This window comes from Actinomycetospora sp. (assembly GCF_036497245.1).
Taxonomy (GTDB): domain Bacteria; phylum Actinomycetota; class Actinomycetes; order Mycobacteriales; family Pseudonocardiaceae; genus Actinomycetospora.
Genome location: NZ_DASXJS010000150.1, coordinates 21,050 through 47,116, shown reverse-complemented (window position 1 = coordinate 47,116; position 26,067 = coordinate 21,050). Strand labels below are relative to the sequence as shown.

General features: G+C 74.1%; 27 protein-coding genes and 1 riboswitch. Of the genes, 3 read left to right on the top strand and 24 right to left on the bottom strand.

Annotation, left to right across the window (positions count from 1 at the left end; translation table 11 throughout):
• Positions 1-84: 84 nt before the first annotated feature.
• From VGI02_RS16285 to VGI02_RS16195, 19 genes are all read right to left on the bottom strand, one after another.
• Entirely contained in the window at positions 85-930 is an 846-nt protein-coding gene (locus VGI02_RS16285) for a LytR/AlgR family response regulator transcription factor (protein WP_331628651.1), read from the bottom strand.
• Positions 931-1,062: 132 nt separating this feature from the next.
• On the bottom strand, positions 1,063-1,425 hold the full coding sequence (locus VGI02_RS16280) for a hypothetical protein (protein ID WP_331628649.1): 363 nt from the start codon (positions 1,423-1,425) through the stop codon (positions 1,063-1,065).
• Complete coding sequence (locus VGI02_RS16275; protein WP_331628647.1) at positions 1,422-2,240, bottom strand: ESX secretion-associated protein EspG; 819 nt, start codon at positions 2,238-2,240, stop codon at positions 1,422-1,424. The genes VGI02_RS16280 and VGI02_RS16275 overlap by 4 nt, the downstream gene beginning before the upstream one ends.
• Complete coding sequence (locus VGI02_RS16270; protein WP_331628645.1) at positions 2,237-3,673, bottom strand: WXG100 family type VII secretion target; 1,437 nt, start codon at positions 3,671-3,673, stop codon at positions 2,237-2,239. Before VGI02_RS16270 ends, VGI02_RS16275 begins: the two co-directional genes overlap by 4 nt.
• 73 nt (positions 3,674-3,746) lie before the next feature.
• Entirely contained in the window at positions 3,747-4,646 is a 900-nt protein-coding gene (locus VGI02_RS16265) for a S49 family peptidase (protein ID WP_349257509.1), read from the bottom strand.
• Positions 4,647-4,746: 100 nt separating this feature from the next.
• Positions 4,747-5,952 carry a sensor histidine kinase gene (locus VGI02_RS16260; protein WP_331628641.1) on the bottom strand — a complete coding sequence of 402 codons (1,206 nt, stop codon included), beginning with the start codon at positions 5,950-5,952 and terminating at the stop codon, positions 4,747-4,749.
• Positions 5,953-6,049: 97 nt separating this feature from the next.
• Positions 6,050-6,910, bottom strand: a complete 861-nt coding sequence (locus VGI02_RS16255) for an Fpg/Nei family DNA glycosylase (protein WP_331628638.1) — start codon at positions 6,908-6,910, stop codon at positions 6,050-6,052.
• Positions 6,911-6,927: 17 nt separating this feature from the next.
• Positions 6,928-7,377, bottom strand: coding sequence for a PH domain-containing protein (locus VGI02_RS16250; protein ID WP_331628636.1), 450 nt, complete (start codon positions 7,375-7,377; stop codon positions 6,928-6,930).
• Between the two features lie 10 nt (positions 7,378-7,387).
• Positions 7,388-8,245, bottom strand: coding sequence for an alpha/beta fold hydrolase (locus VGI02_RS16245; RefSeq protein WP_331628634.1), 858 nt, complete (start codon positions 8,243-8,245; stop codon positions 7,388-7,390).
• The gene (locus VGI02_RS16240) at positions 8,242-8,691 is read right to left on the bottom strand and encodes a helix-turn-helix domain-containing protein (RefSeq protein WP_331628653.1); all 450 of its coding nucleotides are present in this window, start codon (positions 8,689-8,691) and stop codon (positions 8,242-8,244) included. The genes VGI02_RS16245 and VGI02_RS16240 overlap by 4 nt, the downstream gene beginning before the upstream one ends.
• Positions 8,688-8,972, bottom strand: coding sequence for a hypothetical protein (locus VGI02_RS16235; RefSeq protein ID WP_331628632.1), 285 nt, complete (start codon positions 8,970-8,972; stop codon positions 8,688-8,690). The genes VGI02_RS16240 and VGI02_RS16235 overlap by 4 nt, the downstream gene beginning before the upstream one ends.
• Before the next feature lie 125 nt (positions 8,973-9,097).
• Positions 9,098-9,307: a hypothetical protein gene (locus VGI02_RS16230; RefSeq protein ID WP_331628630.1), complete on the bottom strand. Its 210-nt coding sequence runs from the start codon at positions 9,305-9,307 to the stop codon at positions 9,098-9,100.
• 180 nt (positions 9,308-9,487) lie between these two features.
• Positions 9,488-11,287 carry a PHA/PHB synthase family protein gene (locus VGI02_RS16225; RefSeq protein ID WP_331628628.1) on the bottom strand — a complete coding sequence of 600 codons (1,800 nt, stop codon included), beginning with the start codon at positions 11,285-11,287 and terminating at the stop codon, positions 9,488-9,490.
• 136 nt (positions 11,288-11,423) lie between these two features.
• Entirely contained in the window at positions 11,424-12,287 is an 864-nt protein-coding gene (locus tag VGI02_RS16220; protein ID WP_331628625.1) for a methyltransferase domain-containing protein, read from the bottom strand.
• A gap of 209 nt (positions 12,288-12,496) precedes the next feature.
• Positions 12,497-13,120 carry a hypothetical protein gene (locus VGI02_RS16215; RefSeq protein ID WP_331628623.1) on the bottom strand — a complete coding sequence of 208 codons (624 nt, stop codon included), beginning with the start codon at positions 13,118-13,120 and terminating at the stop codon, positions 12,497-12,499.
• A gap of 239 nt (positions 13,121-13,359) precedes the next feature.
• Entirely contained in the window at positions 13,360-14,388 is a 1,029-nt protein-coding gene (locus VGI02_RS16210; RefSeq protein ID WP_331628621.1) for an aldo/keto reductase, read from the bottom strand.
• Positions 14,385-15,779 (bottom strand): purine-cytosine permease family protein, encoded by a 1,395-nt coding sequence (locus tag VGI02_RS16205; RefSeq protein WP_331628619.1) that lies wholly within the window; start codon positions 15,777-15,779, stop codon positions 14,385-14,387. The genes VGI02_RS16210 and VGI02_RS16205 overlap by 4 nt, the downstream gene beginning before the upstream one ends.
• Positions 15,780-15,782: 3 nt before the next feature.
• Positions 15,783-15,908: riboswitch (TPP riboswitch) on the bottom strand.
• Between the two features lie 65 nt (positions 15,909-15,973).
• Positions 15,974-16,159: a hypothetical protein gene (locus VGI02_RS16200; protein WP_331628617.1), complete on the bottom strand. Its 186-nt coding sequence runs from the start codon at positions 16,157-16,159 to the stop codon at positions 15,974-15,976.
• Between the two features lie 16 nt (positions 16,160-16,175).
• The gene (locus VGI02_RS16195; protein ID WP_331628615.1) at positions 16,176-17,561 is read right to left on the bottom strand and encodes a DUF1996 domain-containing protein; all 1,386 of its coding nucleotides are present in this window, start codon (positions 17,559-17,561) and stop codon (positions 16,176-16,178) included.
• A gap of 444 nt (positions 17,562-18,005) precedes the next feature.
• Here VGI02_RS16195 and VGI02_RS16190 point away from each other — a divergent pair, with 444 nt between their 5' ends.
• Positions 18,006-18,617 (top strand): response regulator transcription factor, encoded by a 612-nt coding sequence (locus VGI02_RS16190; protein WP_331628612.1) that lies wholly within the window; start codon positions 18,006-18,008, stop codon positions 18,615-18,617.
• Between the two features lie 19 nt (positions 18,618-18,636).
• Here the strand turns inward: VGI02_RS16190 and VGI02_RS16185 are convergent, their stop codons facing one another.
• The 4 genes from VGI02_RS16185 to VGI02_RS16170 all read right to left on the bottom strand — a co-directional run bounded on the left by VGI02_RS16185 (position 18,637) and on the right by VGI02_RS16170 (position 21,614).
• Entirely contained in the window at positions 18,637-18,894 is a 258-nt protein-coding gene (locus VGI02_RS16185; RefSeq protein WP_331628610.1) for a hypothetical protein, read from the bottom strand.
• A 109-nt stretch (positions 18,895-19,003) separates the two neighbouring features.
• The gene (locus VGI02_RS16180; protein ID WP_331628607.1) at positions 19,004-19,468 is read right to left on the bottom strand and encodes a hypothetical protein; all 465 of its coding nucleotides are present in this window, start codon (positions 19,466-19,468) and stop codon (positions 19,004-19,006) included.
• A 280-nt stretch (positions 19,469-19,748) separates the two neighbouring features.
• A complete protein-coding gene (locus VGI02_RS16175) occupies positions 19,749-20,543 on the bottom strand; it encodes a PIG-L family deacetylase (protein WP_331628605.1) in 795 nt (264 codons plus the stop codon).
• Positions 20,544-20,570: 27 nt separating this feature from the next.
• Positions 20,571-21,614 (bottom strand): hypothetical protein, encoded by a 1,044-nt coding sequence (locus tag VGI02_RS16170; RefSeq protein WP_331628603.1) that lies wholly within the window; start codon positions 21,612-21,614, stop codon positions 20,571-20,573.
• A gap of 220 nt (positions 21,615-21,834) precedes the next feature.
• Here VGI02_RS16170 and VGI02_RS16165 point away from each other — a divergent pair, with 220 nt between their 5' ends.
• Positions 21,835-23,127 carry a class I SAM-dependent methyltransferase gene (locus VGI02_RS16165; protein WP_331628601.1) on the top strand — a complete coding sequence of 431 codons (1,293 nt, stop codon included), beginning with the start codon at positions 21,835-21,837 and terminating at the stop codon, positions 23,125-23,127.
• A gap of 124 nt (positions 23,128-23,251) precedes the next feature.
• Positions 23,252-24,010 (top strand): SDR family NAD(P)-dependent oxidoreductase, encoded by a 759-nt coding sequence (locus VGI02_RS16160; protein WP_331628599.1) that lies wholly within the window; start codon positions 23,252-23,254, stop codon positions 24,008-24,010.
• On the opposite strand, the gene VGI02_RS16155 is transcribed toward VGI02_RS16160, so the two are convergent.
• Entirely contained in the window at positions 23,970-25,910 is a 1,941-nt protein-coding gene (locus tag VGI02_RS16155) for a TM0106 family RecB-like putative nuclease (RefSeq protein ID WP_331628597.1), read from the bottom strand. The two genes, VGI02_RS16160 and VGI02_RS16155, sit on opposite strands and share 41 nt — an antisense overlap.
• Positions 25,911-26,067: the final 157 nt, after the last annotated feature.

The following is a 26,067-nucleotide window of genomic DNA, read 5'->3' as shown; positions in this document are numbered from 1 at the left end:
GTCGGCGGATCCTCGTAATCCAGCGGATCGTCCTCCGGCCCGATGGTGTGCTTGGTCATGCCGCCCCCGCCGTCCACGCGGGGGTCACAGCGCACCGCGGCGGGTGATCCGGTCCTTGAGCTCACGGGTGTGCCGGCGGCTCACCGGCAGCTCGGCCACGTCGCCGCTGCCGCCGCCGTTGCCCAGGCGCACGACGTAGCCCGAGCCGGCGAGGCGCAGCTCGGTGATCAGCGGCAGCGCGACGAGGTAGGACCGGTGGATCCGCACGAAACCGGCGTCCGACCAGCGCTCCTCGAGCACCGAGAGGGGGATCCGCACGAGGTGGCTGCCCTCGGTGGTGTGCAGGCGCGCGTAGTCGCCCTGGGCCTCGACCCAGCGCACCGTCGAGCGCTGCACCAGCTTCGTGGTGCCGGCGAGCTCGACGGGGATCACCTCGTCGTCGCCCTCCTCCTCGACGGCGGGCTCGACCGGGACGGTCGTGCCGCGCGAGGCGAGGATGCGGGTGAGCGAGGCGTAGAGCCGCTCCGGGCGCAGCGGCTTGAGCAGGTAGTCCACCGCGCCGACGTCGAAGGCCTCGACGGCCCGGTCGTCGTGCGCGGTCACGAAGACCACGGACGGCGGGATCACGTAGCGGGAGAGCACCTGCGCGAGCTCCAGGCCGTCGAGCCCCGGCATGCGGATGTCCAGGAACAGGACGTCCACGTCGGACTGCTTGGCGGGCGCGGAGATGCCCGACGGCGGGGTGCCGAAGCCGCCGATGCTGACCTGGTCGCCGCCGGTGAGGATGCGCAGGGCGGATATCGAGTCGTTCGCCTTCAGCACCGTGGAGACGCGCTGGTCCTGCTCGAGGAGGTAGGCGAGCTCCATGAGCGCGGGTTCCTCGTCGTCGACGGCGAGGACGACCAGGCCGTCGTTGTCGTTGGTAGTCACTGCTTCGCCATCCTGCCCAAGGGTCGGTCCCGCGTCCACGATAGGGACCCCGCCGGTCGGGCGATCCCGGGGTGCCCGCGACGGCACGCCGACGCCGCCACCACCCCGGACATCGTCACCCTTTCCCGCCGATCAGGGGGCGTCGGTGCCCGGACCGAGCGAGTCGGAGATGGAGCGCTCGGTGGACTCCCACGCGGCCGTGCCCTCGACCACCGCGCGCCGGACCGCGTCGAGCTGGCGCGACAGGTCGTCGGCGGCGGGCACGGTGTCGGTGACGAGCAGCTCGCGGTACCACGCGGCCATCTCCGCGTTGTCCTGGCCGGTCCCGGTGGACAGCGGGTCCTCGGCGAGGCGGCGCAGCGCCTCCCGGGCCTCGGCCACGGTGCGCTCCAGGTCGTCCACCCGGCCCGCGAAGCGTCGCGCGTCCGCCGGGTCCAGCGCCGCGGACCCCTCGTCGCCGGAGGGGCCGGGCCCGGGGGGACCCAGTCCACTCATACGGTGCTCCTTCCGGGCCAGGACGGACCCGGCAGACCGAGCGCGTCCTCGAGCTCACGACGGACCGCGGGCGACCTCGCATCCTCCCCGATCAACCGGGTCCGCCCCGGCCGGTCCGGGCGGGCCCGCCCGGGCCCATCGTGCCTCGGAGCAGGATCCTGCCGCAGTCGGTATCGGCCGCGGGGCCCGTCCAGCCATTTGATCGTGGCATCGCGACGTTCTCCGGCTGAAGTTACGCCGTTCGGAGCAGGGACGATGCCGACCTGGGTCCAGGCCTCCGCCGACGCGAGCAGGTCCTCGACGGCGCGGCGCTCCCGCTCGCCCCGGACCGTGCCGGGTCCGGCGTGACCCGACGGCGGCGTCGTCGGGACCTCCAGCGGCGGATCCGCCGCGGCCGGGCGCGGCGGCACGAGCGCGAGCAGCCCGGCGACGAGGCCCGCGGGGTCGAGCGGGCGCACCGCGACGTCGGCGTCGGCGTGGTCGGCCGACCAGAGCAGCGCCCCGTCGGTGGCACCGCCGACGGCGACCGCGGCGCAGGGAGTCGTCGCGCAGCGCCGCACGAGGTCGACCTGGCGGTCCCGGTCGCGCACCGCGGCCCCGACCGCGAGCAGCACGGCGGCCGGTCCCGGCTCGAGCAGCCCGCGGGACCGCAGGGTGTCCTCGGTGCGGGCCCGGGCGAGCACGGTCTCGTCGTCGCGCTCCGCGGGCCACGCCACCGGCGCGAGCGGGTAGGGCCAGTCGCCCGCCCCGCACTGCTCGAGCACCCACGCGAGCTCGTACCGGCTCAGCGCGAGCGTGGGGAAGGGCGCGCTCACGACGGCTCCGCGGGGTCGCCGACGTCGTCCTCGTCGTCCTCGCCGAGCACCGGCGGGGCCACGCGACGGGTGGCGTCGGCTCCCCAGCCGACGGGGTCGGGGTCCACCAGGTACTCGGTGCGCCGCGGGGGGAGGCGGTGCTCGCCGGCTCCGCCGCCGACCGGGGCCGGCCCGAACGGGACGGCGTCGAGCGGACCGGGGGCGGCGGAGCCGACGGAGCCGTGGCCGCCGGTGCCCGTCGCGCCCGGGTGGTCCCCGGGCGAGGCCGGGTGCGTCGCCTCCCCGGGGTCCGGGCCCCCGGCGAGGTGGGTGTCCGGCGCGGTACCGGCGTCGGGCGCGGAGCCCGGCCGGGTGGTGCGGCGCGGGTCCGGTCGGCGGACCTCGGCCGCGGGGAGGGGGACAGGACGGACGCCGTCGGCGCCCCGGGACGCGGCCGCCCCCGGGGTCGCCCGGCCGGCGTCGGTCGCCGCGGCGCCCGGCCGTGAGGACGCGGCTCCCGGCGGGGACGACGGGGCACCCGGCGGGGACGACGGGGCGGGGACCGACGGGCCGGGCCGGTCGGGCACCGGGCCTGCACCGGCCGCTCCGGACCCGCCCGGGACGGCGCCGGCGTCGACCGCCCGCGGACCGACCGGCAGGTCCCCCGGCGGGGCGGGACCCGGGGGCGCGGCGGCGGCCCGGGCCAGGACGCCGGTGACCGACCCCCGCGCGCCGGCGACGGGGGTGGCGCCCCGCGCCGCGGTCGGGCCGGCCGGGGTGCTCGGCGCCGGGGCTGCGGTCCCCGTCGGTCGGGTGGTGGCCGCGGCCCCGACCGGTGTCGGCCCGCCCATCGCGGCCGGGGCGGCGCCGCCGGGCCCGGGGGCGGCGGCGGGCGCGGCGGAGGGCGGGGGCGGGCCCGCACCGGCGGTGCTCACGCCGCGCGCGGCGGCCGCCGTCTCGGCCAGGTAGGTCCGGTAGGCCTCGCGGGCGGCGGACTGCTCCGCCGCGGCGGCCCGGAAGGCGGGGAAGCCGTCGGCGGGCGCCCCGGTGACCAGGGCGCGGAGCTCGCCGAGCACGGGCGGGGCGCCGAGCGAGGGCAGCGCCGGCGGCCGCGGCGGGCCGACCGCCGCCTGCACGCGCAGGAGCGCGACCCGCATCCCCTCGACCCCACGGGCCTGGCCGGACACCGTCTCGGCGAGCTGCTCCATGCGTGACGCGAGCGCCCCGGTCCGGTGCCCGGCGGCGTCGGCGTCGCGGCCGATCCAGGTTTCGGCGACCCCGCGGTGGGCCGTCCGGAGCCGGTCGGCCGTGCCGCGCAGCTCGTCGGCGCGGGCCTGGTGGCGGTCCCGGGCCGCGGCGAGCGCGTCCGGGCTCGCGCCGTCCCGGGTCCACCGGTGGATCTGCTCGTGGGACAGCCCCGACACGTCGCGCCCGTCCCAGCCCACCGCCGCCACCCGCGCCCCCTCTCCGGGAACCGTCGAGGATAGGGGCCCACGGCCGGTGAGCACCAAAGATCGCCGGGAGGCGCTACAGGCCGAAGCGGCTCCAGTGGGCGCGGTGCTCGAGCCACTCCAGCGCGCCGACGAGCGCGGCCGCCGGGTCGAGCGCCGGCCCGGCGAGCCCGGGGACCCCGGCCGTGACGCCCAGCCCGAGGCGCGCGAGGAGCGGCCTGCGGGGCTCGACCCCGACCGGCTCGGCGTCCGGGAACCGCTGCGAGAGCACCTCCCGCGTCGTCCCGATCCCGTCGACGAGACCGAGCTCGAGCGCGCGGCGACCGGTCCAGACCTCCCCGGTGAACAGGTCCCCGGCCTGCGAGAGCTTGTCCCCGCGCCGGGAGCGCACCCACTCGATGAAGAGCTCGTGGAGCTCGCCCTGCATACCGAGCAGCCACTGGACGTCCTCGGGCTTCTCGGGCTGGAACGGGTCGAGCCGCGCCTTGTTCTCCCCCGCGGTGTGCAGGCGGCGCTCGATGCCGAACCGCTCGATGAGGCCCGTCAGCCCGAAGCCGCCGGACACGACCCCGATGGAGCCCACCAGCGACGTCGGGCACGCGAAGATCTCGTCGGCGGCGCAGGCCAGCCAGTACCCGCCGGAGGCCGCGACGTCCTCGCAGAACGCCAGCACCGGCAGCTCGTGCTCGGCGGCGAGCCCGCGAATGCGGTCGGCCACCAGCTGCGACTGCGTCGGGGACCCCCCGGGCGAGTTGATCACCAGGGCGACCGCGACGGCGCTCTCGGCCTCGAAGGCGCGGACCAGCGCCGACTCCACCGCCGGCAGGTTGATCACCGCCCGCGGCACCGGTCCCGACACGGCGGCGATGACCCCGTTCAGCCGCACCACGCTGACGGTGCCGCTGCCGACCCTCGAGGCGAGCGCGCCGGGCAGCACCGACGAGACCGCGCTCGGGAGCTTGAGGGACCCCAGCATCGAGGTCGTTGGCAGCTTCAGGTCCACGTCCTCGAGTTTGCCCTACCGGCTTGTGCGTGCGTTTCCGTGTCTGGGCACGGAAACGCACGCACAGGCGTCGTCAGACGCGAACGCCCGCCCGGAACTTCGGCACGCGCAGGCTGATCTTGGTGCCGGCGCCGCGCTCGGTCTCGACGACGAGTCCGTAGTCGGGCCCGAACGCGGAGCGCATCCGGTCGTCGACGTTGCCGAGGCCGACATGGGCCCCCGAGAGGTGGGCGTCGCGGTTGTCCTCGCGCAGCGCCTGCGGGTCCATGCCCACGCCGTTGTCCTCGACGGTGATGAGGCACTCGCTGGCTGAGTCCTCCGCGGTGAGGGTCACCGTGCCGCCCTCGACCTTCCCGGCCAGCCCGTGGCGCACCGCGTTCTCCACCAGCGGCTGCAGCGCGAGGAAGGGCAGCACCACCGAGAGCACCTCGGGGGCGACCTGCACCTTCACCGCGAGCCGGTTGCCGAACCGGGCGCGCTCGAGCATGAGGTAGCGGTCGATGTTCTTGAGCTCCTCGGCGAGCGTCGTGTACTCGCCGGCCTGCCGGAAGGAGTAGCGGGTGAAGTCGGCGAACTCCATGAGCAGCTCGCGGGCCCGCTCCGGGTCGGTGCGGATGAAGGAGGCGACGGTGTTGAGCGCGTTGTAGATGAAGTGCGGCGAGATCTGGGCCCGCAGCGCGCGGACCTCCGCGCGGTTGAGCCGGTCGCGGGAGTCGTCGAGGTCAGCGAGCTCGAGCTGGCTCGAGACGTAGCGGGCGACCTCGGCCGAGGCGCGCAGCAGGACCGGCCCGGGCGTCTCGGCGCTGACCGCGGCGAGCGTCCCGACGACGTTGCCGTCGACCTCCAGGGGCACGACGACGATCCCCTTGACCGGACAGCGGTCCGAGCCGCACTCGATGTCCTTGCGGCTCGCCATCTGCTGCCGGCCGGTCTTCATGACCTTCTCGGCGTAGAAGCGGACGTCGAGGTTGTGGTGCTCGGCGTCGCCGTCCCAGGCCAGCGGCACGCAGTCGGCCGCGGTCATCGAGAGCGCCTCGGTGTCGAGCAGGGTGCGCAGGTAGGGCACCGCGAACTGCGCCGAGGACTCCGAGAGGCCCTCGCGCAGCGCCGGCGCGGCCAGCGACACGGTGTGCAGGGTGGAGAACGTGGCCCGCTCGAGGGGCGAGGCGAACGCGTGCCGGCGCCGCAGCCGCCGGTAGATCAACAGCCCCGCCGCGACGAGGACGACGACCGCGACGAGGACGACGTAGAGCGTCGGGTCGGTCAACCAGCCGGGCACGGGGTCATGTTCCGCCAGCGTGCGGCGTCAGAGCAACGCGGCACACGACGAGGGACGCCTCTCATCGCCCGTTCGGCGGTCTCCACCGCGCTCGTCGTCACTTCACCAGGCGGGAGAGTCGACGGTCCGCGAGCGGTTTGCCTCCTGTCTGACAGATGGCGCAGTACTGGAAGGACCGTTCGGCGTAGGAGACCTCCCGGACCACGTCCCCGCACACCGGGCACGGCAGCCCGGTGCGGGCGTGCACCCGCATCCCGCTGCGCTTCTCGCCCTTGAGCAGCGCCGCGTCCTGCCCGACGGCGCGGTCGACCGCCTCGGTCAGCACCGAGATCATCGCGGCGTGCAGCCGGTCGACCGCCTCGTCGTCCAGCTTGCCCGAGAGCGCGAACGGCGAGAGCCGGGCGACGTGGAGGATCTCGTCGGAGTAGGCGTTGCCGATGCCGGCGATCACCCGCTGGTCGGTGATCAGCGTCTTGAGGCGGGCCGAGGTCCCGGCCAGCAGCCCGGCGAGCTGGTCGCGCGAGAGCGTCAGCGCGTCCGGCCCGAGCGAGGCGATGCCCGGCACCGTCGCCGGGTCGGTGACCACGTAGACGGCGAGCCGCTTCTGCGTCCCGGCCTCGGTGAGGTCGAAGCCCGGGCCGCCGACCGTCTCCAGGTGCACCCGCAGCTCCAGCGGGCCCTTGCCGGGCTTCGGCGGCGTGGTGGAGGCCTGCTCGTGCCAGCGCAACCACCCCGCGCGGGAGAGGTGCACCACCACGTGGAGGCCGTCGAGCTGTATGTCGAGGAACTTGCCGAAGCGCCCGGCCCCTGTCACGAGTCGCCCGGTGAGTGCGGACAGCGGCGGGTCGAACGTCTTGAGCGCCGTCATGCTCGCGAGGTCCACCCGGGCGACGGGGCGGGCGAGCGCGTGCGTGCGCAGGTGCTCGGCCAGCGCCTCCACCTCGGGCAGCTCGGGCACGGACGTTCCTCCTGGACCTACTGGGGCTGCAGCGGACTGTTCGCCCGCGCCGGGGTGCCCCGCTTCTGCAGCGTCTTGATGGCCTGCTTGAACTCGGCGCGGGACTCGGTCCGGCCGCGGACGAAGCCGCTCCACTCCTCGGCGCGGCCCCCGTCGTCGTCGTCGGGCCAGCGCCCGCCCTCGACGCGCAGCCGGCGGGGCCGGCGCAGCGCCCAGCGCACCGGGAAGAAGAGCACGATGGCCGCCAGGATGAGGAGCACCCACCACGGCGTCTCCACCGCGGGCACCTGGAACGCCCACGCCACCTGGGCGAAGACCAGCAGCCCGAGCACGACGATGATGCCGATGACGGCCCGCCGGCCGCCCTCCTTCTCGTGCTCGAAGCCCTCGGACTTGTCGGTCCACATGATCTTGAGCGAGACGATCCACTCCCGCCCGTCGACCCCGGTCACGACTTTCTGGCTCACGGACCACACTCTAGGGCTGGTCGAGGAACTGTTCGACCGTCTCGCCGAGCTCGTGGGGGCGCGTCAGCAGACCGAGGTGCCCGCCCTCGTGCAGGTGCACCCGGCCGCGGCGCAGCAGGGAGCCCATGAGGTGGGCGTTGACCACCGGGATCACCGGGTCCCGACGCCCCGCGAGCACGAGGGCGGGTGCGGTGATGAAGGGGAGCACGGGCAGGCTCGTCCACGTCGTCAGCGCGAACAGCTGGTGCAGGTAGGCGGTCGCCCGCACCGGGCTGACCCGGGAGAACAGCGCGTCGACGGCGTCCGGGTCCTCCCCGACGTAGATCTCGCGGCCGGCGTCGCGGCGGTAGGAGGGGTCGTTGTAGCGCCGCGGCGTGAGCATGCGGGCGAGCACCCCGAACCGGGCGGGCACCATCATCACGCCGGTCCCGGTGCTGACCAGCACCAGCCGGCCGGTGCGCTGCGGGTACTGCAGGGCGAACTGCTGCGCGATCCCGCCGCCCCAGGACAGCCCGAGGACGTCCACCACGCGGTGGGGCGACGGGGTCAGGCCGTCGAGCTGGTCCAGCAGGTCGGCGAGCAGCGTCGACAGGGCCGCCATCGGCAGCGGCACCGTCGAGCCCTGGGAGCCGCCGATCCCCGGCACGTCGAAGCGCACCACCTCGCGGCGCGGATCCAGCGCCGCCACGAGCGGCTCGAAGAGCTCGAGGCTCGCCCCGATCCCGTTCACCAGCACGAGGGGCCGGACGGCGGGGTCGGTGCCCGGCCGGACCCCGACCCGGAGCCGTCGTCCCGCGACGGACAGCGTGCGTTCCCAGCCGAGATCGGCGGGCTCACCCCCGGCGGGGTGGATGGCGGCCGCACTCATCGGTCGCTCCCGTCGTCGGCGCCCACGTAGCTGCGGTACACGGCGATCAACGCCTCCTTCTGCGCGTGGGAGAGCCGACGGTCGGCACGCACGGCGCGTTCCACCGTGCGGTCGTCGTCGGAGCCCCCACGCGGTCGCGACCCGGCGGGCGGGCCGACGTGGTCCCGGACGAGACCCGCCTGCTCGAGGAGGGTCTCGGCGGAGAGGTCGAGTGCCTCGGCGATCGCCTGCAGCACGCGCACCGAGGGCACGTGCAGCCCACGCTCGACCTGGCTGAGGTAGGGGTTCGAGATGTGCGACAGCGCCGAGAGCTGCCGCAGCGAGAGCCGGGCCAGCCGACGCTGGTCGCGGATGAACCCCCCGAGCGCCCGGCGCTGGGCCTCCCAGACGGCGGCCGGCCCGGAGGGCGGAGCCGCCGTGTCGGCGGACCCGGCGGCGTCGCTCAGCGCAACCGCAGCGCGTCGAGCACCTGGTGGGCGACCGAGCGCTGCATCTCGAGGACCGCGATCCCGGTGTCCACGGCGCGGTCGACGGCCTCGCCGAGCGACGGCTGGCCGGGGAACGACCCGGACGTGCGGCGGGTGGCCTCGTCTGCCCCGGTGAGGGCGGCACCCCACATCTCCGCCATGCCCGTGGCCGCGTCGGTCACGGCCCTCTGGCTGCGGGACACGAGGTCGACGAACGGGTCGGCGGCGGTGTGCGGGCGGCCGTTCGAGGTCGTCGTCATCGGCTCCTCCTTCGGCGACCGGGCGTGGTGGCCCGGTGCTCGGTGGCGCCGGCCGGACGTGCTCGACCGGCCGATCGACTGCTCAGGATACCGAGCAGAGGCCCGTTGTCCCACCCGGGCGAAACCTACGCCCGTGGCAGCGAGGCCAGGATCTCGGCGCGCACCCGCGCCACCCGGGCCGCGCAACCGTCGCAGCCGCAGCGCGACTCCCGTCCGGCCAGGAGCAGATCCAGGCGCAGGAAGGGGGTCTCGTAGCCGGGCCCGACCGCGTCGTCGACGAGGCGGCGCAGAGCGGTGCTTGCCGAGCGCACCGGGCGGGCGGGGAGGGGTTCCATGGGCTCACCGATCAGGAGCGGCAGGCAACGACGAACGCGATCGGGGCGTTGCGCCCAGCGCAGCGAGATCGCGCTCTACGCAACACGGTGCGCCTCCCGCCCGGATCTCGTCAAGGCATGTCACATCCCGGCACCGCAGACGTCACGGTACCGAAACGTGACAACCCTCACACAGACGGGTCAGGCCTTCCCGCGGACGTAGTCCCCGGGCGCGTCACCGATCGGCGGGTACGCCTCGCTGCCGGTCGGGGGCGGGGTCCGCATGCCCCCGGCGCGCTCCCCGATCCACTCGGCCCACGACTCCCACCAGGAGCCCTTCACCTCGGTCGACCGCGCGCGCCAGGCGTCGGGGCCGGGCGCGTCCGTGCCGGTCGCGCCGACGGTCCCCACCCAGTGCTTGGCCTTCGGGCTCGGCGGGTTGACCACGCCGGCGATGTGCCCGGCGGTGGACAGGACGAACGTGACGTCCCCGCCGATCAATTCGGTCGAGGTGAACGACGTCCGCCACGGCGCGATGTGGTCGTTCTCCGCCGCGACGATGAACGTGTCCGCGTGGATCGCCTTGAGCGAGATCGGCTCGCCGTCCAGCTCCAGCACCCCGCGGGCCAGCTCGTTCTCCAGGTAGAAGTGGCGCAGGTAGGACGCGTGCATCGTCGCGGGCATGCGGGTGGAGTCGGTGTTCCAGGCCAGGATGTCGAACGCCGGCGGCGCCTTGCCCTCGAGCCAGTTCGGACCGATGTAGTTGAAGATCAGGTCGTTGGCGCGCAGCAGGTCGAACGTGGTGGCCATCGACTCGGCGGGCAGGTAGCCGGTCTGCTGCATCGAGCGCTCGAGCCGCTCGACGATCTCGGGGCTCACGAACGAGGACACCGGCCCGACCTCGGAGTAGTCGAGCATCGTGTTGAGCAGCGTCAGGCTGTTGATGCGCTCGTCGCCGCGGGCCGCGCAGCGGGCTGTGAGCAGGGCCGCCATGAGGCCGCCGAGGCAGAGGCCCATGATGTTGACCTTGTCGGATCCGGTGATCTCGGTGACCACGTCGAGCGCCTCGGCGTCCCCGAAGTTCAGATAGTCCTCGAAGGACGTCGAGGCCATCGAGGCGTCCGGGTCCCGGTAGCTGATCATGAAGACGGTGTGGCCGTGCTGCACCGCCCACTCCACGAGGCTGCGCTCCGGAGCGAGGTCCATCACGTAGTACTTGTTGATCCAGGGCGGGCTGCACAGCAGCGGGATCTCGTGGACCTCGTCGGTCTGCGCGTCGAACTGCACCAGCTCCATGAGCCGGTTGCGGTACACGACCTTGCCCGGCGTCGCCGCGAGCTCCTTCCCGACACGCAGCTCGGTCTTGTCGACCTGGCGGGGGCGGCCGTTGTTGGTGGCGACGTCGTCGAGCAGGTTCCGCAGCCCCGCGACCACGCTCGCCCCGCCGGTCTCGAACGCGCGCTTCAGCGCGGCCGGGTTGGTGGGCAGCAGGTTCGACGGCGAGACGACGCTGCCGACGAGCCCCATGAGCATCCGCGCGCGCTCGTCGGAGTCGGGCTCGAGGCCCGCGGCACCGACCAGGTCGTCGAGGAACGAGACCAGCGCCAGGTACTCCTGGCGCAGGGCCCAGAAAGCGGGGTTCTCGGTCCAGGTGGTGTCCTTGAACCGCCCGTCCTTCGCGACCGGCATCGGGGTGGCGTCGTCGGGCGCCTCGGTCGTGTCGGCGCCGGCGAGGCCCCGCAGGGCCCGCCCGGTCGCCGCGGCACCGATGCGGGCCGAGACCGCGGCGAACGACGACGCGGCGCGCCCCACCTCCCCGGGATGGGTCGTCCAGCCCTGGGCGAGCTGCAGGACGGTCCGGCCGAAGAGGGCCGGGTCGGTGCGGGCGAGCACCACGTCCGGTACGACCGTCTCCACCGCACGCGCCAGGTCCGGCGTGCGGGCGACGGGCAGTACGACGCCGGTGCGGTCACCCGCGGTGCTGTCGGTGCTGGCGGCCATGCGTGCGCTCCCGTCGGGCAGGGGTTCCCGGCGGCCCGGGACCCCGGGGCTGGGGCCAGGGAACGCGCCGTCCGATCCAGTGTGTGCCCCGTCACCGGGACAGGAAAACGGCCGGTCGGACGGCGGGGGGAGGGGATCAGCCCAGCGGGAGGCGCTTGCGCGCGACGATCCCCTCGTAGACCAGCGGGCTCGCGTCGGTGGCGAGGCGGTGGCGGAAGCGCTCGCGCCGCACGACCTCGAGGGCGCCGGAGGCCATGCCGTCGCTGATCATGCGCGCGAAGCCCGTGGTGTCCTCGTCGGCCAGGAAGGCGTCCTTGATCGTCAGGACCACCCACCCGTCCTCGGCGATGTGGTCGTAGGCGGTGCGGAACGCCTCCGGCGGGATGTCGCCGAAGCCCAGCGCGGCCACCACCGTGAGGGCGTTGAGCCGGTGGCTCTCGAGGCGGCGCGAGTCCTGCGCGCCGAGCGCGGTGAGGTCCCCGACGAGGTAGTCCGCGTAGAGCCCGGGACGGTCACGCTCCGCGGCGGTACCGGCCTCCGGGAGGATGTCGACCCCCACCGCGTGCGCCACGCCGATCTTCGCGAGCTCCTCGGCCATGATCCCGTTGCCCGCGCCGAGGTCGAGCGCCCGCACGTCGGCCGTCTCCTCGCGGGCGTCGGCCAGGGCGTCGGCCAGCAGGCCCGCCATGAAGCGGGGCGAGTCACACCCGAGGACGTCGTAGAAGATCTTCTCGTAGAGGCCCGGCACCTCGAAGATGTGGTGGTAGTCGTGGAAGCGGTACTCCCGCCACGAGCCGCCGGGCGCCGCGACCACGCACCACTCGTCGTCCTGACTGAACTTGCTGCTCGGCTCCGGCAGCGCGACACGCAGCGCGCGACGGGCCGCCGCCAGCGCGGCCGGCCCCTCATAGGCCCCGCTGCCCAGGCGGCTCCCGCCGCCCGCGGGTGCCGATCCGGGCGTGGTGACCGCGGCTCCGTGTCCGTTGACCGTCTGCGTCATGGTGACCACTCCTTCGGGCGCGCACGTGGCGCGACCAGCACGCGGACAGGCGGCATCGCCTGGTCCGCAGGATCAGGACGGTTGATCGTCACCAGGATCGGGGCGGAGGGTCAAGCGACGCGGACCCGACAGCGAAAGCATCACAAAGCCTTGAAACGGCGCCGCAGGTCCGGAGCTGACCACAGAGCGTGATCACCCCCGGTGCCCGATCAGCGCCAGCGGTCCTGCGAACCCCGCGGGTCGTAACGCTGCGTGCGCTGGTCGTGGTAGCCGCCCTGCTGCCCGTACGGGTTGGGCGGCTGCGGCGGGTACTGCGGCTCCTGGTTGCCGTAGCCACCGTCGTAGCGCCCGTCGTACTGCCGGCCACCCCAACCGCCGTGGGTCGCGGGCCGCACCGACGTGGCCGACACCCCGGAGAGCATCGAGACGATCGCGATCCCGATCGCCGCGTAGAGGATGCCGGTGGCGATGTGCGCCGAGATCGTGCCGTCGGCGAGGAACACCTGCAGGATCAGCACCACGATCACCAGCACGGCGATGGCCGAGAAGAACGACGCCGGACGGGGCGTGGTCAGCAGCAGCAGATGCAGCAGCCCGGTGCTGGCCAGGGCCGCGATCCCGGCGGCGATCGGCAGGACGGTGGAGGCGTTGTCGACGAGCGCCCCACTGCGGCCGGCGGTCTGGATGCCGACCTCGAAGATGCTGTTGATGACGAGGACGCCGACGAAGGCGATGCCCGCCGCGACCAGCGCCGTGGCGACGCCACCCGCCCAGAGCCGTTTCGCGACGACCTCGACATCGCCGTCGTCCCAGGAACGCTGCGGGTAGCTCACGACCGATCCCCTCGCTGGTTGACGGGTTCGTTGTACCAGCCCGGGGTCACGTCACGGACGAACGAGGTGCCGGTGGCGGCCGGTCGTGTCGAGCGAAGGGCACCTTCGGTCGATAGAACCAGCCAGGGACGCCCCTCGCCGGAACGCGCCCCCGGCCGCCGTGGTTGAACGAAGGGCACGTTCAGTCGATGGATTCAACCGGAGGTGCCCTTCGCTCGGAACGGGACGAGCCGGCGGACTCAGGCGGCGGAGCGCTCCTCGGCGGGTCGGCGGCGCAGCCGGGCGTGCTCGATCGCCGGCGGCGCGTAGGAGACGTCGCCCGGGTCGACGTCGGTGCCCGGCGAGACGACCTCGTCGATGCGGTCGAGGACATCGTCGTCGAGGCTGACCTCGGCCCCCGCGAGCAGGTCGTCGAGGTGCTCCATCGTCCGCGGCCCGATGATCGCCGAGGTGACGCCCGGGTGGGCCACCGCGAATGCCATCGCCAGGTGGACCATCGAGATCCCGGACTTCTCGGCGAGCGGGATGAGCTCCTCGACGGCGTCGAGCTTGCGCTCGTGGGTGAGCCGGCCGGGCGCGAAGTTCATGCGTGGGCTGTCGGTCTGCTGCCCCTTGCGGTACTTCCCGGTGAGCAGTCCCATCGCGAGCGGGCTCCACACCAGCGCGCCCATCCCGTAGCGCTCACAGGCCGGCAGCACCTCGCGCTCGATGCCACGGTTGACGATCGAGTACGGCGGCTGCTCGGTGCGGAACCGCTCGAGGCCCCGGCGCTCGGCCACCCACTGCGCCTCGACGATCTCCGACGCCGGGAACGTCGACGAGCCGATCGCGCGGACCTTCCCGCTGCGCACGAGGTCGGTGAGCGCGGAGAGGGTCTCCTCGACGTCGGTGTCCGGCGAGGGCCGGTGGACCTGGTAGAGGTCGACGTGGTCGGTCTGCAGGCGCCGCAGCGAGTTCTCGACCTCGGTGACGATCCAGCGCCGCGAGTTGCCGGCGCGGTTCGGGTCGTCGCCCATGGCGCCGTGGACCTTCGTGGCCAGCACGACGTCGTCGCGGCGGCCCTTCAGCGCCTTCCCGACGATCTCCTCGGACTCGCCCTGCGAGTACACGTCCGCGGTGTCCACGAAGTTGATCCCCGAGTCCAGGGCCTTGTGGATGATCCGGGTCGAGTCGTCGTGGTCGGGGTTGCCCATGGCGCCGAACATCATCGCGCCCAGGCAGTACGGGCTGACCTTGATGCCGGTCCGGCCCAGTGTCCGCATCTTCATCGCTCGGAGGAGCCTCCTTCGTCGGCGTTCCCCCCCGGGGTAGCCGTCGTGGCGGGCGTCGAAGCACGGCGCTCGAGGGCGGCCAGCGCGGCCGCCACGAGCACCGCGACGAGGAACGAGAGCAGCGACGCCGAGAGCCACGACGGCGGGGTGAACCCGACGGCCTCCCGCAGCGCCACCCAGGCGTCCGACCAGCCGGGGGCCCCGCCCGGGTTGACCAGCTGGTAGGCGACGAGGCCGACCAGCCACGCCACGACCATCAGCGGCCGCGAGGGCGCCCAGCGCGACAGGTCGGTGCGGCCCCGGTTCACCAGCGCGTCGCCCACGCCGACCCCGAGCAGCGGCACGAACACCGAGCCGATGACGGCGAGGAAGCTCGAGTAGTCGTCGATCGTCACCCCGAGCGCGAGCACCGTCACCAGGGCGCCGATCACCAGGCACAGCACCCGCCGGTCCGCCCGCGGCCAGAGGTTCTGCGCCGAGACCGCGGTCGAGTAGACGTTCGCGAACGACTGGTCGGTCTCGCGCAGCGTCAGGACCAGCAGCGCCGCCAGCCCGAGCGGCGCGGCGAGCATGGGCGCGAAGACCGCGTCGCCGTTCCCGCCCACCAGCGAGAGGGCCGCGAGCCCGACGACGAAGCAGAGGATCTGGGTCAGGGCGTAGCCCACCGTCGCCGCGGTGAACGCGGTGCCCACCCGGCGGGAGTGGCGCGAGTAGTCCGATGCCACCGGGATCCAGGAGACCGCCACCGCGATGGCCGCGTCGGTCCCCGCCCAGAAGCCCGACCAGGACCCGCTCTGCCCGAGATCCACCGCGGCCGGCCGCGAGAAGAGCCACCAGGCGAGGTAGGCGACCGAGATCGCGACGAGGATCGTCACCACCCGGCGCAGCAGCCGCAGCATGCCCAGCGGCCGCAGCGTCAGCGCCGTCGTCACCACCCCGGCGCCCAGCACCCACGCCCAGGTCGGGCCGCCGAGCGCCAGCACCCCCGCCTGCGCGATGACGACGAGCTCGAACGTCCCCCAGCCGACGAGCTGCACGACGTTGAGCACCGAGGGGATCCATGAGAGGACTCCGCCGAACAGACCCCGCAGCACCACCATCGCGGGCGCACCGGTCCGGGCGCCCGGGATCGCGGAGAGCCCGACCATGGCGCTGCCGACGACCGTGCCGACGACGGTCGCGACGACGGCGGCGGCGAGCGTCAGCGGCGGGGCGCCGGCGGGCTGGAGGACCGCGAGGACGCCGGCGAACCCGAGGAGGCTGACCCCGAGGTTCGCCCAGAACGCGCCCTGGTCGAGCAGCCCGAGCGAGCGGGGCACCGGCCCGTCGAGGGTGGGGGCGACCTCGTCGGGCCCCCGCTGCCCGGTCGGTGCGGACGATGCGGACACGGCCATTGGCACCTCGCTTCCCTGCGCCGGCATGACCCGGATCAGGTTCGAACGGTCGGGACCACCGCCGGCGCCTCGGCCGGCCAGGTCCCCTCTCAGCCCGTCTCCCGGACTCCCGTGAAACGCACTCGCGCCCCGGTGCCGACGGTAGGACGTCGGGCGCCGGGGCGCGAGGGGGTGTGACGCGCGCGGGGTCAGCAGGCTCCGGCGAGCCGACCGAGGTACACGGCCACCGACACGAATGCCACGAAGAAGACCGTCAGCACCAGCAGACCGCGGATCGAGACGGTCGTGCTTCCACGCGTCGTGCTCTGCGTGTCGTTCGCGGGGCGGGAACTGTAGTCCTCGACCTCGAGCGCGAGGAGCTGGTCCGTCGTCATGTCGAGCTCCTTCCGGTCAGCCGGCCACGTTCGTGCAGTTCTTGTTGCTGTTGATGCAGTCCGCCGCGGCCTTGGCCTGCTCCGGGGTCTCGACGCTCTGGAAGTCGCCGTGGTCGGTGATGGGGTCGTGCTGGTTGTCCGGGAACGAGTCGATGGAGAAGGCCTTCCCCGCCGGCTGGTCGTAGGTCAGCACCTCGTGCAGCGCCGGGATCGCAGTGAAGCCGTCCTGGCAGTTGCCCTTCTCGTCGGGGAAGGCCGTGTGCGAGATGTGGTCCTTCGAGTCCAGGTTCTGTCCGTCCCAGCAGCTGGGGAAATCGATGATTCGCTGCAGGTGGGAGCCTGCCGGACAGATCGGGTACTTGCTGGTGACCCGGTCGGTGAACCCGGTGCAGGTGTACTTGGCGTTGGCGTTCTTGCCGTCCTGCACCTTCGCCTTGGCGTTGCCCGTGATGATCTTCAGGTTCGTCGGCAGGGCCGTGACCTTCTCGTCGCCGTGACCGTGGAAGCTGATCTGTACCGAGGTCGGCTTGAGGATGCTGCCGACGTTCCCGTCCTTGCTGCCGCCGTCCTGGCCGACGTCCGGGCCCTGGCCGTTCAGGTCGCGCAGCACCGGCCAGTAGAAGGTGCTCTTGTCGCCGTTGGCGCACGAGGTGCCGGCGGCATTGAGCGAACCGTCGTCGGAGTTCGCGTTGGTCGAGTTGTTGCCCACGTAGTCGTGGACGTGCTGGGCGCCGTTGCGCTTGCCCGGCGCGGCGATGAAGTTGTCCGAGTTGTTGTGGTCGCTCACACCGCAGTCGACCGCGGAGGAGCCGCCGGAGAACACCCCGCCGTTGCCGATGTTGCCGTTCGGCGCGACGTTGTTGATGTCCACGAAGTCGTCGCCGCCGGCCGGGGCGATCTTGTCGCGGCCGGCGAACTCGTCGTTCTTGTTGTTCTTGTTGTTCTTGTCGTTGTTGTTGTTGTTGTCGTTGTTCTTCTTGTCGTTGTTGTTATTCTCGTTGTTGTTGTTCTTCTTGTCCTTGTTCTGGCCGTCCTGGTTCCCCTGGTCGTTCTTCCCGTCCTTGCCGGACGAGTCGGAGGACCCGGAGTCGGAGGAGCCCTTGTCGCCCGAACCGCCGGACGAGGAGTCCTTCGAGCCGGAGCCGGAGTCCTTGCCGCCGTCGGAGGAGTCCTTGGAGTCTCCGGAGTCTCCGGAGTCCTTGGAGCCGTCGCCCTTGTCGCTCGACGACGAGCCGTCGGACGAGGACTTGCCGGCGAGGGAAGAGATGGCGTTCCCGCCGTGCGAGCCTTTCGCGAGAGCCGTGCCGCCCAGCACGACGGCGGTGCCGCCGACGAGCAGGGCCGCGACGGCCGCGATGAGCCGGAACGGGAGCCGCGTGCGATGTCGTCCACGTCGGGGCATGGGCGAACGACCTCCTGACGGTCGGATCGGTCCCGGGCCGTGGGGAGCGCGGTCCGGGCACGACGGCGTCGTCCGGCGGGACGGACTCGGGTGTCCGCCCCGGGGGAGCACGAACGACGCCGTGGACTTGCGGGGCGGAACGCTAGGAGCGGGACCGTTCACCTGACCGTGATCTGAGAGAGACCAGGTCGGGATGCCGCTGACCGTGCGCCGTGACGCGACGAAGGGCAGGAATACTGGTCCAACCGGCCCAATCGATGCGACGGTCGCCGGTGAGCGCTCTCAGGGATCCACCCGTCGTGCCCGCCACACCACCGCTCGGCGCCGCGTCGTTGAACTCCGGCCGCGCGCGCGGCAACCTGGTCCGCGATGCAACCCGATCGTTATCTGGACGCGGAGCGGGGCCGTGTGCTGTGTGTGGCTCCTCCCCACCGCACAACGAGCGTGCTCGTCGGTGCGTTGCGGTCCAACGGTTTCGAGCCCCAGCTGCTGCGCGAGAGCTGGAGCGTCGGGGCCGCCGCCCGGGCAGGCGGTGCCCGCGCCGTCGTCCTGGACGTCGAGATGAGCGGCCTGCGGCCGGTGGAGGTGCTCGCGGACCTGCACCGCGAGAGCCCGCGCACGCCGGTCATCGCGCTGACGTCGGCGGAGGCGCGGGACCGGACGGTCTCCACGCTGCGCGCCAGCCACGACGACTACCTCGTCACGCCCTTCCCCATGGAGGAGCTGCTCGCGCGGCTGCGGCTGCGCCTCGGCGACGACCGCCCGACCGCCCAGCTCTACCTGCGTCGCGGCGAGGTCATGGTCGACACCGCGCTGGAGCAGGTGTTCGTCGAGAACAAGCCGGTCAGCCTCTCGCGCACCGAGTACGCCGTGGTCGACGCGCTCATCCGCCACCCGCGCGGGCAGGCGATGTCGCAGGACGAGCTGGTCACCCGCGTCTGGGGCGGCCCGCCCACGTCCAACATCGTCGAGGTCTACATCGGCTACCTGCGGCGCAAGCTCGGCGCGGAGCGCATCCGCACCATCCGCGGCCGGGGCTACGTGCTCGAAGGCTGAGCCCCCGGGTCCTGCCGCGTCAGTCGTCCAGCAGGGACGCCAGGGCGACCTGGCGGGCCCGGCGCTGGGCGTGCGCGACCTGGACGGCGTGGGCCTGCGCGACGGCGGCCTCGGCCCGGGCGGCCCGGCGGGCCCGCCAGCCGCGGGCCTCCGGGACGGCCGGCGTGACCGGGGCGCTCTCCGGGGACACCCGCGGCGCCGGAATCGCCGGGAACGGCGTCGAGCGCAGCGCGACCTGCGGCGCGGCGGTGGCGTCGGCGGTGTGGTGGCGGCCCATGGTTGTCTCCCCCGAGAGGTCGCGGGCCCAGGTGCCCGCTCACACCCCGGATATCGCCGCGACCGCGCCGATGTTTCCGGGCGGGCCGAGCACCACCCGGACGGGTGCCCTACACCGTCCGCAGGAACGCGATCTGGCGCTCGAGCGAGGTCGCGAACGGCTCGCCGACGTAGATGTCGAAGTGCCCGCAGTCGAGCTCGACGGTCTCGACGCGTCCACCCGCCGTCGCGGCCACCTTGCGCACCGCGCTCGGCGGGGCGATGGCGTCGTCGGCGGCCACCACCAGAAGCATCGGGCACCGCACGCGCGGCGCGGCGGTGACCGGCCGGTTGAGCGGGATCGTGAGGATGCCGCGCGCGGGCATGTCGTTGACGAACGTCGGGCCGATGATCGCGCCGTAGCCGGCCGCGGCGTCGGGCGAGGTGATGGCCGCGGTCGCCCCGGGCGGCCCGAAGATGCCCACCCGGTGCTCCGCGCGTCCGAGCAGGGCGCCGGCAGCATCGCGCAGCGCGTGCCCGGTGAGCCGCAACAGCTGGCCCCGGGCCGGCGTAGCGCAGGATCTCGAGCACGGCACCCAGGCCGTCCATCGCGGCGCCCTGCGAGATCACCCCGGCGATCCGGGGGTCCTGCGCGGCCACGGAGACCACGTGGCCGTGACGACGCACGGCCGGCCGGCGTCGGTGGTCAGCGAGGCCGGCCGGCGTCGGTGGTCAGCGAGCCGTCCTCGGCGGGCAGGTACCAGGCGCCCAGCCGTCGGCCCTCGGACTCCACCACGATCTCCTGCACCGCCACCGGCCCCACCCCTCGCCCGTCCACTGCGACGAGCGCGGAGTGTGCCAGGACACGCTGCGGCCTCAGCCGTCGAAGAGGTTCGTCTCCCAGGGCGGGCCCGGCGGGCGCCCGACGTGCACGAACCACTCGGTGCCGAAGGCCGCCGCGAACCCGTCGTCGGGCAGCGCGAGGAAGAACGAGTCCTCGGCGATCTGGCTGGCGTGCGCCCGCATCGCGGCGCGCTTCGCGGCGAGGTGCGGTGTGACGTCGACGCGGGTGGTCAGCGCCGCCTCCGGCGTCCCCATGCCCTCGACGTCGGCCTCGCTCGGCCCGTCGCCCTCACCCATCATCCCGGCCGCCACCGCGGCCGAGACCAGCCGGCGCATCTCGTCGCGATTGACCGTGGACTGGAAGACCCGCGGCACCCCGGCGATCTCGGCCGCCCGCATCCCGACGCGGTGCACCTGGACGTGGTCGGGGTGCCCGTAGCCGCCGTGCTCGTCGTAGACGGTGACGACGTCGGCCTCCTCGTCGCGCAGGATCGCCGCGAGCTTCTGCGCGGCGTCCTCGACGTCGGCGGCGGCGAAGGCACCGGGGGCGGTGTTGGTCTCGGTACCGACCATCCCGGAGTCGACGTAGCCGAGGAACTCGGTGCGCGCCACGCCGAGGATGCGCGCGGCCTCCAGGGTCTCGTCGTACCGGCGCTCCGCGAGCGTCTGCCCCGGCGCGAGGACGTCGGACACGATCTCGCCGTGCTCCCCGCCGGTCGCGACGACGAGGACGACGCGGTGTCCCGCGTCCGCCGCGGCGCGCATGACGCCGCCGCAGCCGATGCACTCGTCGTCGGGGTGGGCGTGGAACGTCACCAGGGTGGCCACGGCGCGCAGCGTAGTGCGCGGCCGCGGTCAGCCCAGGGTGAAGGACAGCACGAGGATCAGGATCACGACCACGACGACGGCCGCGGTGCCGATCACCGAGGCCAGCTCGCGGCGCCGGCCGAGGAACACCTCCGAGCCCTGCATGCCCGACGGCGGGCGCTCCCCCCGGTCCGGGTCGCGCTCCACCCACGGCGGGGTGGTGTGCGCGGCGGGCACGGGGGGCGAGGGACGGCGGCCGGCGAGGCCGCCCGGCACGACCTGGGTGCGCTCGGGCGGCGGTGGGAACGACGGCGGGCGGAAGCGGCCCGACGCCGGGCCGTTCCGGGGTGGTCCGAGGGGTGGTGGGCCGAGGGATGGACCCGGCGGTGGGACCGGTCGACCCGGACCGCCCGGCGTCGGAGCAGGAACGACCTGTGTGCTCTCCGCGTCCCGGTCGACCACCTGGGTCACGTCCGCGGACGGGCCGGCCGGGGGCGGTGGCTCGCCCCAGCGGAACGGCGGAGGGAAGGGGTCGGGGCCCGGACGGCGGCCGCGGTGCGGGTCGGCCCCCGGGTCCGGGGGCACACCGACGGCCGGGAACGAGGTGGTGCCCTCCGCGGGGTCGCGCTCGCTCCGCGTCCGGGGAGGGTCGGGCGAGGCGGCGGTCGTCCTGGGCGTGCCGGGGGTCTCCGCGCCCACCGACGACGGTCCGGTACCGGACGACTCCGTTTCCGGGGTGCCCCGCTCCGGTGACGCCGCTGCCGGCGCGGGATCCGCCGACGCGGGCCCCGCCGCGGACCCGGGGCCCGGGAACCCGGTCACCGGGGCGACGTCGTCGGGCCGGGCCGGACCCGTCACATCGGGTCCCGGGGACCCGGCTCCTGCCGCGGCCGACCCCGTGCCCTCACCGGAGCCGGGCGCCGTCACGGGCCTCCCGCCCTCCGCAACCGCGGTCGGGGGGCGGGCCGCGGCCTCCTCCTCGCGCCGCCGGACGATCAGCTCGTCACGGCGTCGGCGGTAGGAGGTCGCGTCGAGGCGACCGGCCGCGAGGTCGTCGTCCAGGCGCTGCAACTCCTCGCCGGCATCGACCACGGGCATCCTCCCCGGCGGACCGGACCCGCACCGACCCCGTCACCGTCGGTGCCCTCCTTCATGCGCACCGTAACGGACGAAGGGCACATCGCGCCCAGCGAGCACGACGTGGCCACGGTCTCCCCGCACGGGTCCGAACGCTCCACGCTCCGGCGGCGAAGGTGTGCCCGACGGCATCGCCGCCCCGAACGACCGACGACCCGCGTCGAGAGGACCTGCCGTGTCGACCTCGCCCCTGTCCGACGAACTGTCCTTCGAGGACGGCCGCGCCGTGCCCCGGCCGGCCGAGGGGATCTGGCCCGGACTGCAGGACCCCGGGGAGAACCGGCTGCGCATGACGGTGGCCCGCGGACTGTTGCGGGCGGCGGTGCGGCGGATGCCCATGCGCCTGGTCTGGCCGGACGGGAGCCTCGAGGGCGCCGGGGGCGTCGGCTCGCCCACGCTGCGGCTGATCCGGCCCGAGGCCTGCTTCACCCGCATCGGCCGCTCCGGGCTCATCGGGTTCGGCGAGGGCTGGATGGTCGGGGACTGGGACAGCGACGACCTCGTGGGGATCCTCCGCTGCTTCAGCGAGCACATCGAGGAGCTCGTCCCGCGCCCGCTGCGCCGGATGCGGCGCTTCTACGACCGCGGGCAGCCGCGCGAGGAGGTCGCGGAGGACGCCGCGGTCTCCCAGGAGAACGTGCACCGGCACTACGACCTGTCCAACGATCTGTTCACGCTCTTCCTCGACGAGTCGATGATGTACTCGGCCGCCTGGTTCGCCGGGCCGGTCGGCGCCGACGGGCAGCACCTCGAGCCGCTCACCACCGCGCAGCACCGCAAGATCGACGGGATCCTCGACCTGGCACAGGTCACCGACGGCGCCCGCGTCCTCGAGATCGGTACCGGGTGGGGCGAGGCGGCCATCCGGGCCGCGCAGCGGGGTGCGCGGGTCACGACGCTGACGCTGTCGGTCGAGCAGGCCGAGCTCGCCCGCACCCGCGCCCAGGCGGCGGGGGTCTCGGACCGCATCACCATCGAGGTGCGCGACTACCGCGACGCCGTCGGGGACTACGACGCCGTGGTCTCCATCGAGATGATCGAGGCCGTAGGCGCGGCCTACTGGCCGAGGTACTTCCGCACCGTGGACCGGCTCCTGGCCCCCGGTGGCCGCTTCGCCCTGCAGTCGATCACGATGCCGCACCACCGGCTCGAGGCGACGAAGTCCTCGTACACCTGGATCCACAAGTACATCTTCCCGGGCGGGATCATCCCGAGCGTCGAGGCGATCGAGCAGACCCTCGCCCGGCACACCACGCTGCGCGTGGCGGAACGCCGCACCATCGGTCTCGACTACGCGGAGACGCTGCACCGCTGGCGCGCGACCTTCCTGCGCCACGAGCCGGAGGTCCGGGCGCTCGGGTTCGACGAGACCTTCGTGCGGATGTGGGACTTCTACCTGGCGTACTCCGAGGCGGGCTTCGCGACCGGGTACCTCGACGACTGGCAGTTCGGCGTCGCGCGCGCGTGACCACCGGTGTGACCTTCGAGCGAACCGGTCAGCCCTGACCGTCAGGGCTCCGGGGCGGGGGATAGCCTCCGCGGCGAGGGCCCCGGAGGGGGCCGGCCGAGAGCACGAGGGAGCGCAATCGCCCATGGACACCACCGACGTCGCCGCGATCGTCACCGGAGGGGCGTCCGGCCTCGGCGGGGCGACGGTCCGCCGGCTCGCCGCCGACGGCGCGCACGTCGTCGCGATCGACCTGCCGAAGGCGATCGACACGGCGGAGAAGCTGGAGCGGGTCGACTACATCGGCGCCGACGTCACCGACGGCGACCAGGTGCAGGCCGCCGTCGACGCGGCGGTCGGCACCGGTCTCCCGCTGCGCGTGGTCGTCAACTGCGCCGGGATCGGCACCCCGGGCCGCGTGCTGTCGAAGAAGGGGCCGCACGACCTCGGCGTGTTCTCGCAGGTCGTCGGGGTCAACCTGATCGGTTCGTTCAACGTCATGCGGCTGGCCTCCGCGGCGATCGCGCAGACCGAGCCGCTCGACGACGGCGCGCGCGGCGTCGTCGTCAACACCGCCTCCGTGGCGGCCTACGAGGGGCAGATCGGCCAGATCGCCTACTCGGCGTCCAAGGGCGGCGTCGTGGGGATGACCGTGCCCGCGGCGCGCGACCTCGCCCAGTACGGCATCCGCGTCATGACGATCGCCCCCGGGATCATCGACACCCCGATGCTCGCGGGCGTCGAGGAGTCCTTCCGCAACGAGCTGGCCAACGGCATCCCGTTCCCCCAGCGCCTGGGCCGTCCCGACGAGTACGCGCAGCTCGTGGCGATGATCGTCGAGCACGACTACCTCAACGGCGAGGTCATCCGGTTCGACGGGGCGCTGCGCATGCAGCCGCGCTGAGCAACCCCGGGCGCTCCGGCTCGGGCCGCAGGTCGTCGAGGTGGGGTACGGCGAGGACGGCGTCGGAGGTCATCCAGGTGCGCAGCGCGTGGGTGGCCCGGACGTCGTCCTCGTTGTAGACCAGCAGCCGCTCGCGCATCGCCGGGTCGGGTTCGTCGCCGTCGAGCCCGACCGCCCGGCGGTACCAGCGCATGGAGTTCTCCCCGCCGGCCTCCGGGTCCCGCCAGCCGAAGCCGGCCGACGGCGCGACCCGCTTGAGGCCCTTGCCGTGCGGGCACAGGAACGACTCGCTGACGGCGGGGAACAGGTCGACCCAGGCGTCGGAGGCGATGAAGGCCTCGACCTCCTCCGCCGGCGGGATGCCCGGGTCGCCGCCGAAGCGCTCGATCGAGCCGCGCAACCAGCGGTTCTCGGCCTGCTCGTTGTAGCAGTAGGCGCGGAACGACAGGCCCTGCCGTGCCGCCCGCGCCCGCACGTCGGAGAGCCACGCCCAGAACGCGGCGAACGACCGGGCCTCGTCGCGGGTGGGGACCGGATCCCACGTGGCGAAGCCGCGGTAGCCGTGCGGCAGCCCCACGTCCGCACCCGAGAGCAGGGCGCCCCACAGGTACGCGCCGTCCTCGCCGAGGCTCTCCATGTCCACGTCGACCTCGACGGCGCCCCGGGGCACGTCCGGCCGGTGGACGCGGCGCACCAGGGGCACGTCGTGGCGCCACGCCCGGGCCAGCGCGACGGCCTCCCGCAGGTCGGTGCCGAGCCCGGGGTCGTCGGGCAGGGCCTCGAGGGGCGGGGCGTCGCCGGGCCGGGTGTCGATCGGCTGGGGCTCGACCGGCTGGGGCTCGACCGGCTGGGGGTCGACCCGCTGGGGCAGGCCACGCCGCGGGTCGAGCGCGGCGAGCTCCCGGACCGTCGTGACGCCGCGGCCGCGCAGCCGCAGGGCGTCCTCCCCGCGCACCACCAGGCTGACGTCGTCGATCCGCCGCAGGTCGGCCTCGCATACCGGCCACCACGGGCAGCGCCGGCACTCGGTGATCCGCGAGGGCGCCGCGAGTGCGGGTGCCCCCGTGCGTGCGGCGTCGGCCACGGCGAGACGGTCGGCGAACCGTCGGTCGTAGGTGTCGAGCGGGCTGCGGCCCGCCTCGTTGCCGGGCGCGGCCGCGAGGTCGGTCCAGACGACGCAGTCGGCGTCCAGCCCGACCACGCCGCCCCAGGCCGGGCCCTCGGGGATCCCGAGCCCCGCGGCGGCGAGCATCCGGTGCAGGTGCGCGAGGCGCAGCAGGTCGCGGGCGACGGCGCGCACCTTGCGCTCGCCGTCCGGCGCCGCCGCCGACGGGTGTGGCCGGGCCAGCGGCGAGGTCAGCGCGCCGGTGCCGGGATCGCTCACCCGGTGGCGCACCACGATCAGCGGGTACCAGCCACCGCCGGGCCCACCGGCGCGCACGAGCAGCTCGGCGTGCCCCCGTCGACCCTCGCCCGGCGGGAGCTCCGCGGCGCCGACGGCCGTCACCGACCCGTCCCGCGTGAGCGCGAGGGTGGCCTCGACCCGCTCCCCGCGCGGCCCGTCGGGCACCCGGCGGTAGGATCCCCCGAGCAGCTCGGCGAACCGGGCCGCGAGCGCCGCGCGGTGCTCCGCGGCGTCGGCCAGCCGCATCTCGACGCCCGGGTCGGGCTCCGGGAGGACCGCACCGCCCGCGTCCTCGACCGCCGTCGCTCCGGTGGACCGCCCCGTATCCGGGTCGTGCTCGAGGTGGACGCGACGACGGCACCGGGTGGTGACGGCGGCATCGAGCAGCACGGGGCGGGGACCGGGGACCCCCGGTCCACGGGCAGCGTCACTACGGGCAGCGTCACCACGGGCAGGGTCACCACCGGGGAGGGTGGAGGTGTCCGTGCTGCTCATGACCCCGAGCCTGCCACGACCCCCCGACACCCTCGTCGCGGACGGCCGCATCGGGTATCCCGCGCGAGAGCGGGCCGTGGCGCCGCCCACGGACGGGACGGCCCCGTTAGGGTCCGGGCCAGGCGGGGAACCGGGGGGAGCAACAGATCGACATCGG